Origin of the sequence: Bradyrhizobium sp. BR2003, assembly GCF_009720285.1 — a bacterium.
Classification (GTDB): domain Bacteria; phylum Pseudomonadota; class Alphaproteobacteria; order Rhizobiales; family Xanthobacteraceae; genus Bradyrhizobium; species Bradyrhizobium elkanii.
This window is the reverse complement of record NZ_SMYJ01000040.1, coordinates 200,381-207,616: the sequence shown is the minus strand read 5'-3', so window position 1 is coordinate 207,616 and position 7,236 is coordinate 200,381. Positions and strand designations below refer to the sequence as shown.

The 7,236-nt window shown below is 65.2% G+C and carries 9 protein-coding genes; 4 read left to right on the top strand and 5 right to left on the bottom strand.

What is annotated here, in order from left to right; translation table 11 throughout:
• Positions 1-106: 106 nt before the first annotated feature.
• Positions 107-772: a hypothetical protein gene (locus E2I15_RS33665; protein WP_137483218.1), complete on the top strand. Its 666-nt coding sequence runs from the start codon at positions 107-109 to the stop codon at positions 770-772.
• Positions 773-885: 113 nt separating this feature from the next.
• Here the strand turns inward: E2I15_RS33665 and E2I15_RS33660 are convergent, their stop codons facing one another.
• From E2I15_RS33660 to E2I15_RS33650, 3 genes are read right to left on the bottom strand one after another with little or no spacing between them, the layout of a single operon-like run.
• Positions 886-1,308 (bottom strand): CAP domain-containing protein, encoded by a 423-nt coding sequence (locus tag E2I15_RS33660; RefSeq protein WP_137483217.1) that lies wholly within the window; start codon positions 1,306-1,308, stop codon positions 886-888.
• 18 nt (positions 1,309-1,326) lie between these two features.
• On the bottom strand, positions 1,327-1,533 hold the full coding sequence (locus tag E2I15_RS33655; protein ID WP_137483216.1) for a hypothetical protein: 207 nt from the start codon (positions 1,531-1,533) through the stop codon (positions 1,327-1,329).
• A 40-nt stretch (positions 1,534-1,573) separates the two neighbouring features.
• Positions 1,574-2,596, bottom strand: a complete 1,023-nt coding sequence (locus tag E2I15_RS33650; protein ID WP_137483215.1) for a 2-dehydropantoate 2-reductase — start codon at positions 2,594-2,596, stop codon at positions 1,574-1,576.
• Positions 2,597-2,744: 148 nt separating this feature from the next.
• Here E2I15_RS33650 and E2I15_RS33645 point away from each other — a divergent pair, with 148 nt between their 5' ends.
• Entirely contained in the window at positions 2,745-3,350 is a 606-nt protein-coding gene (locus E2I15_RS33645) for a YidB family protein (RefSeq protein ID WP_137483214.1), read from the top strand.
• A 36-nt stretch (positions 3,351-3,386) separates the two neighbouring features.
• On the top strand, positions 3,387-3,665 hold the full coding sequence (locus E2I15_RS33640; RefSeq protein WP_021080200.1) for a GlsB/YeaQ/YmgE family stress response membrane protein: 279 nt from the start codon (positions 3,387-3,389) through the stop codon (positions 3,663-3,665).
• Positions 3,666-3,744: 79 nt separating this feature from the next.
• On the opposite strand, the gene E2I15_RS33635 is transcribed toward E2I15_RS33640, so the two are convergent.
• The gene (locus tag E2I15_RS33635) at positions 3,745-4,527 is read right to left on the bottom strand and encodes an SDR family NAD(P)-dependent oxidoreductase (protein WP_137483213.1); all 783 of its coding nucleotides are present in this window, start codon (positions 4,525-4,527) and stop codon (positions 3,745-3,747) included.
• Positions 4,528-4,617: 90 nt separating this feature from the next.
• On the bottom strand, positions 4,618-5,379 hold the full coding sequence (locus tag E2I15_RS33630; RefSeq protein ID WP_170991783.1) for an N-acyl homoserine lactonase family protein: 762 nt from the start codon (positions 5,377-5,379) through the stop codon (positions 4,618-4,620).
• Between the two features lie 33 nt (positions 5,380-5,412).
• On the opposite strand from E2I15_RS33630, the gene E2I15_RS33625 reads away from it, so the two are divergent.
• Complete coding sequence (locus E2I15_RS33625) at positions 5,413-7,209, top strand: AMP-binding protein (RefSeq protein WP_246729470.1); 1,797 nt, start codon at positions 5,413-5,415, stop codon at positions 7,207-7,209.
• The last annotated feature ends 27 nt before the right edge of the window (positions 7,210-7,236 follow it).

The window sequence follows — 7,236 nt, the reverse complement described above, 5'->3', positions numbered from 1 at the left end:
GGTGAGGCAACAGTCCACAGGTCAGGAAAATCGTCGGTTCCCGGGTGACAAGTGTCACTAAAATGGCGACAATCTGCTCACTCTGTGTTGTTCGGGTTTGGTCTCAATGTCCGTGATGCCGTCACGATCATCGACGTTGGCTGTTGCCGTTTACGCCGTCGCTTGCGTGTTGGCGCCGATGAGCGCGCACGCGCAATGGTGGCGCGGCGGGCCGAAGGACTTCGAGGACTGCGCCGACCTCGCCGAGAAGGCGAAGACCAAGGAAAACAAGACCGCGCAACTCGCCGATTGCAACGCCAAGTTCGCCGGCCGCCGCAAGCCCGGCGGCGGCTACACTTATTACGACTTCATGCAGGACCGCAGCTTCGACATCGCGGGTCCCAATCCGACGCCGGACGAGCAGAAGAAGATCGACCAGGAATACACCGGCTACCTCGAGCAGCAGCGCCGCTCGCGTATCGTCGCGGCGTTCAATGCGAAGCAACTCGAGCGACAGGAGACACAGCCGGTGCGGCCGCCGCAGATTCAGCAGGCGTCATTGCACAATGAGCCGGTGCGCAGTGAGACTGCGAAAGTCCCCGTCCCCGCCGCAAGGCCGGTCAAGCCGCGGGTCACTGCCGTCCCTCTTCCCGAGCCGCGTCCGCGGGCAAGCAACTGCGTGAAGGGCACGTTCTCCTGCGAATGGCCGCGGCTTTCCGAGGGATTGGACGGCCTGAAGAAACTGTTCACGCCGGCACCGCCGCCACCGACCAAGGTTGCGAAGCGAAACTGACGGCTCGCTTAGTCATTCCGGGGCGGAGCGAAGCGACGAACCCGGAATCTCGACGGAAATGGCAGAGGGATTCCGGGTTCTCGCTGCGCGGGCCCCGGAATGACAGCGCAGGCTCAATCGGTAATCACCATCGCCCAGAACCTGCGGTACGGCGACTTCGGATTGTCGACGAAGGCGACGCCGACGCGCTTGGCGCCTGGCATCAACAGGTTCTCGCGATGGCCCGGCGAATTCTCCCACTGCTTCAGCATTTCGGCGAAAGCGATGAAGCCGGCGCCGATATTTTCGGCGGCGCGCTGTTTCTTGAGCGGCGCGATGCGCGTGAAGAAGCTGCCGCCCGCGGAGTGGCTGACCGATTCGGTCGCCGACATCGCCTGCGCCTGCTTCAGGGCCATCGCGTTCAGCTTCGCATCGAGCTTCACCGCGGGCATGCGGTTGGCGCGCCGGTAGGCACTGATCGAGCCGGCATAGTCGGCGGCGCCTGCGGCCGTGGTGAAGCCAAACACGAAGGTGAGCGCTAGGAACAGCAGCTTCATCTGAGGTCGTCTCTGTAATCAGCGCGCGCGGGCGCGCGTGTGGTGCCGGGGTGCGACCGATCGGTGCACAGGCGTAGCCGCTCGGCTCGCTGCCGCAGCCGCCGCGCGTTGCTCCTGCAACCGCGCATCATAGCCCGGCGACGGTGTCACGGTCGGCGGCGCCGCACGGGCCGGGCCGGCCGCGAGCGCAACAAGCGTGAGCAGCATGATGCTGGACCGTTTCATGATGTCACCTCCTCTGTTGTTCGATCGACGTGGCGGACGATCATCGGCGTTCATGGTCGCTGCCATCGCGGATCTGTTCGGGTGTCAGCCCCGGCGATCCCTTGCCGTCCGCCTCCGCCTTCCGGATCAGCGCGATAACGCGGCGCGACAATGGCGCCGCGAGCCCGCGGCGATCCGCGATCGCGCTGATCATGCCCTGCAGATAGTCGATCTCGGTGCGGCGGCCGCGCTGCAGATCCTCCCACATCGAGGAGCGCGCCTCGGGATCGATCTTCATGGTGCGGCCGAGCAGCATGTCGAACAGCGCATCGGGCAGCCGCAGCAAAGGCGGCATCCAGCTCGACGGCAGCGGCGTCGGCGACACCGGCGCGATGCCTTCGGCGCGCACCGCGGCCAGACCCTCGGCCATCTGATCGGCAAGCAGTCGTCGCCAGCCGCGCTGCGCGAGCTGTTGCCGCAGCGGAATATTGGACAGCGCATTGAGCGCATTGTTGAGATTGACGATCAGCTTGCCCCACTGCACGCCGTCGATATTGGAGGTCGCCTTGATCGCAAGGCCGGGCACCGACAGCCGCGCCGCGGTGCCCGCGTCATGCTGCGCGATCACGATGTCGCCGGAGGTCGAGCGATGGAAGCGGCCGTCGCCGAGCGCGACCACGTTGAACGGCACCATGCCGCCGAGCACCTTGCGGCCCGGCAGACGGTCGCGCAGCAGCGGCACATTGCCGACGCCGTTCTGCAGGCTGATCACCGCGGCATCGCCAGGCGCGTGGCGCGCGATCACATCGGCCATCGCGGCGGTGTCGGCACTCTTCACCGTCACCAGCACGGTTTCAACGTCGGACAAGATCGACGGATCGTCGGACACAATCAGCCGGTCCGCGGATACCGTCCGCTCGGAGCCGTCAAAGCTGCTGATCCGCAAGCCGTTGCCTGCGATCTCCTGGATCAGCCGCGGCCGCGCCAGCAGCGCGACGCGGCGCCCCGCGGCCGCGAGCATGCCGCCGACGAAGCAGCCGATGCTTCCGGCGCCCGCAATGCCGATCGGCCGGTCCTTGTTCATCTGGAACGTCCATTCATCATTGGCTCGATAGCAGACCTTGGGTTGCCTGCCTATTTCGACGCACCGCAGGCCGGGTGGCCCGCCTTGTAACCGTCATGGGCGGAAGCTATGTTTCCCGCTCGGGGCACGGTTGCGGCAGGAGACGATCATGGGTTTACTCGACGTACTCAACGGCATGCAGAACGGCCCCCGCGGTCCGAGCGGGCCAAGCACATCATCGGACAGTTCGAGCGGCGGCGGAATGTCGCCGATGACGATGGCGATCCTCGCGCTGCTCGCATGGAAGGCGGTCAAGCATTTCTCCGGCGGCCAGGCGGACACGAGCGCCCCAGAGCCGAAGCCGGCGCAGGCGCCGCCGCTTCCTCCCGGCAACGTCACCGCAGGCCTGCCCGGCGGCGCCGGTGGCGGCGGGCTCGGCGATCTGCTGAAGGGCGGCCTTGGTGGCCTGCTCGCCGGCGGCGCAGCCGGCACCGTGCTCAGCGGCGGTCTCAGCGACCTGCTCAAGCAGTTACAGGACAAGGGTCAGGGCGATGCGGCCAATTCCTGGGTCAGCAATGGTCCCAACAAGCAGATCGCGCCCGGCGATCTCGCCAGCGCGCTAGGCGCCGACCAGATCAACTCGCTGGCATCGCAGAGCGGCATGTCGCGCGACGAGCTGCTGCAGGGCTTGAGCCAGTACTTGCCCGACGCGATCAATCATCTGACGCCGGACGGACGGCTGCCGAGCGGCGACGAGCTGCACCGCAGGCTCTGACGGCAACGTTGATTCCATCTGAGGAGGACGACAGTCATGGGCGGCATCATTTGGGTCATCATCGTCGGCTTTGTCGCGGGGATCATCGCGCGGTTCCTGTCACCGGGGCCGAACAATCCGAGCGGCTTCATTCTCACCACCGTGCTCGGCATCGCCGGCGCGTTCCTCGCGACCTTCATCGGCCAGGCGATCGGCCATTACGGTCCCGAACAAGGCGCCGGCTTCATCACCGCCACAATCGGCGCGCTGGTGGTGCTGTTCATCTGGAACCGGCTGGTCGCGGCGCGCGTGATCCCGGATATCGGCAACAAGTGACGCCGTAGCCGAACACTGATTCAAAATCAAAATGCCCGGGCCAGGCCCGGGCATTTTTCATTTGTGCAACGGCGCTCCGTCACTGAATCAGATGCATGCCGGCATCCATGCGGACGAACTCGCCGGTCATGTTGCTCGATGCCGGGCTTGCCAGGAAGCAGACCAGATTGGCGATGTCCTCGGCCGTTGAGGCGACCTTCAGCGGCACCCGCGCGACCACGGCATCGCGTACCTGCTTGGCGCCCGCCTCGCCGCGGCCCTTGGTGAACCAGGGCGTATCGATATAGCCCGGACACACCGTATTGACGCGGATCAACGGCGCCAGCGCGCGCGCCAGCGACTGCGTCATGGTGTTGAGCGCGCCCTTGCTCGCGGCATAGGCGACCGACGAACCACCGCCGGAAATGCCGGCGACCGAGGAGACGTTGACCACCGCCGAGGGACGGCTGGATGCCTTCGCGCCGGCTTCGAGCAGCGCGCGCGCGGCACGAACCATCTGGAACGGGCCGATGGTGTTGACGGCATAGATGCGCTGGAAATCCTCCGCGGTCAGGCCGTCGAGATCGTGATGCGGCACGTGCTTGGTGGTGCCCGCATTGTTGACGAGCACGTCGAGGCGGCCCCAGCCCTGCGCGGCGGCCGCGATCTTCTTGCAGTCCTCGTCGCGCGAGACGTCGCCCTGCACCACCTGCACCTCGGCGCCTTGCTTGCGGCAGGCCTCCGCGGTCGCCTCGGCCTCCGCCTTGCTGTTGGAATAATTGATGATGAGGCGCGCACCCTGCGTGGCGAGGATTTGCGCGGTGGCGGCGCCGAGTCCCGATGCCGATCCCGTCACGATCGCGCACAAACCATCCTTGGACATCTGCATTTTCCTTGTTGTTGTGAGCCAGATGAACTCCGGCGGCGGCACACCATATCGCGTGGGACGACATCTGCAAACCGCGCCAAATCCTCACGAATACGCGTTCGGACCCTTTTGCAGGCTGGCCCACTGCGCCTCGTCATGGCCGCAGATGATCTTGACGCCGGATGCCTCGAGCCTGGCAATCTCGTCGAGCGACTTCAGGAACTGGTCGACATCGAGGCTGTTCCTCGGTGAAGTCCGCTGATCGAGATTGGCGCGCACACTGAGCGCGTCGGAGGCGAGCAGGAATTCGCCGCTGTTGTCGAGCTTGACCAGCGCGCCGGTCGTTCCCTTCGAGTGGCCGGGCAGCGGGACCAGCGTGAGCTTGCCGTCGCCGAACACATCCATCTGCCTATCGAAGATCTCCATCTTCAGCGGATGATCCCAATCCGCCTTGATGTATCCGCGATCGAACGCGTTATCGGCATTCGCGGCCTCGATCTCGAGCGCGTGAACGAAGATCGTCGCCTTCTTGAAGAAGGCGTTGCAGCCGCAATGGTCGGTGTGCAGGTGGGAGCAGATCACCACGTCGATGTCGTCAGCGCCGAGGCCGACGGCCTTCAGACTCGTCAGCACATGATCATCCGCCGGCATGATCGGGCGCATGTATTTGGCCAGCGTGCCGAGCCGTCCTTCAGGATCGGTCGCGACATCGGGATGGCATCCGGTATCGAACAGCACATTGCCTTGCGTGTGCCGCAACAGCACGCAGGACACCGGAAGCTCGATCATGTCGCCGCGTGCCGCATCGGGCAGATAGGTCCGCTTCGACATCTGGAGACGGCCGCCCGACAACATGTGCATCTTCATCTCGTTACCTCCGCCTTTGGGTTCAAACTACATATGAGTTTTATGGAAACTCATAATGGATTTGACAGCATATTATTCGTCCTTATAGCTTCCGCGCAACGTCGCGATCGCACGACAAATGCGCTCAACGAAGCACCCGGGCTCCTTCGGATCTGCACCGTTGACATCGATCAGCGGCCGTCAAAGGGAAGTTTCGCCACGATGTACACCGTGTTCAGCACGTTCGCCGCGACATCCGATGCGGCAGCGTTCAAACCCTTTCTCTGCATTCCCGCGCGTCCCGACCGCGCATACTTTGCCGATGGCGTCGAACTGTCCTATGGCGCCATCGCGCGGCAGGTCTGCGCATTGCGTGATCTGTACCGCGCAGCAGGCTTCGGTCACGGACACCGCGCCTGCCTGCTGCTGGAGAACCGGCCCGATTTCATCGTGCATTGGCTGGCGCTCAACGGCATCGGCGTTTCGATCGTTCCGATCAACCCGGCCTATCGCGCGGCGGAAATCGCGTACCTGATCGCGCATGCCGAACCCGACCTGATCGTCACGCTGGCCGATCAGAAGGAATTGCAGAAGGCGCTGACCGGCGCCGTTCCGCTGCTCACCGTCTCCGGTGACGATCTCGGCGCCAGCGTCGAGAAAGTCCCGCACGCCCAGCGGCCACCACCACGCGCCGGCGAGCCGGGAAGCGAGACCGAGGCTGCGCTGCTCTACACATCAGGCACGACGGCGCGCCCGAAGGGATGCATCCTGACCAATGAATACGTGGTCTCGACCGGCCGCTGGTACATAAGCCACGGCGGCGAGGCGACGTATCATGCCGGAACGGAGCGCCTCTACAGCCCGCTGCCGCTGTTCCACATGGCCGGCCTGACCCTGACTCCGATCGCGATGATGCTGACCGGCGGCTGCCTGATCCTGCCGGAACGCTTCAACGCGAAACATGCCTGGCGCGACATCGTCGCGTGCCGGGCAACCGTGCTGCATTATCTCGGCGTGATCGTCGCGGCCCTGCTGGCGCAGCCGGAGACGCCGGACGAGAAAGCCCATGCGCTGCACTTCTCGATGGGCGTCGGCGCCAATCCCGAGCAGCGCGCGCGGGCCCGCGACCGCTTCGGCATCCCGTTCGTCGAAGGCTGGGGCATGACGGAGACCGGGCGCAGTCCGTTCAACACGGTCGAGCCGCTCCATCTCGAGACCAACACGGTCGGCCGCAGCGCGCCCGGCCTCGAAATGATCATTCTGGATGCCGACGGCAATGCGCTGCCGGCCGGCGCAGTCGGCGAACTGTGCGTGCGCCACTCGGAGGCGACGCCGCGGCGCGGCTTCTTCTCCGGCTATCTGAAGGACCCGGAGGCCACCGAGCAGGCTTGGCGCGGCGGCTGGTTTCACACCGGCGACAGCGCCTGGCAGCACGAGGACGGCGCCTTCGTGTTCGTCGATCGGCTGAAGCACCTGGTCCGGCGCGCCGGCGAAAACATCTCGGCGGCGGAGGTCGAGGCCGTGCTGACGACGTCGCCTCTGGTCAAGCAGGCCGCCGTCGTCGCCGCGCGCGATCCGATCCGCGACGAGGAAGTTGCGGCCTTCATCGTGAGCAACGACGACACCGATGCTTCACGCGAGCTCGCGCAAGACATCTTCCGCTTCTGCCGCGAACGCCTGGCGGCGTTCAAGCTGCCGGCGTGGATCGCCTTCGTGGCCGAGCTGCCGCTGACCTCGACCAACAAGATCCAGAAACACGTGCTGCTCGGCGCGGACAGGGATCCGCAGTCGCATCCGGGCATGATCGACCTGCGGCAAGACAAGACCAACGCCATAAGGCAATCGAACTAGAGGAAACCAGGGACAATGACATCGAGA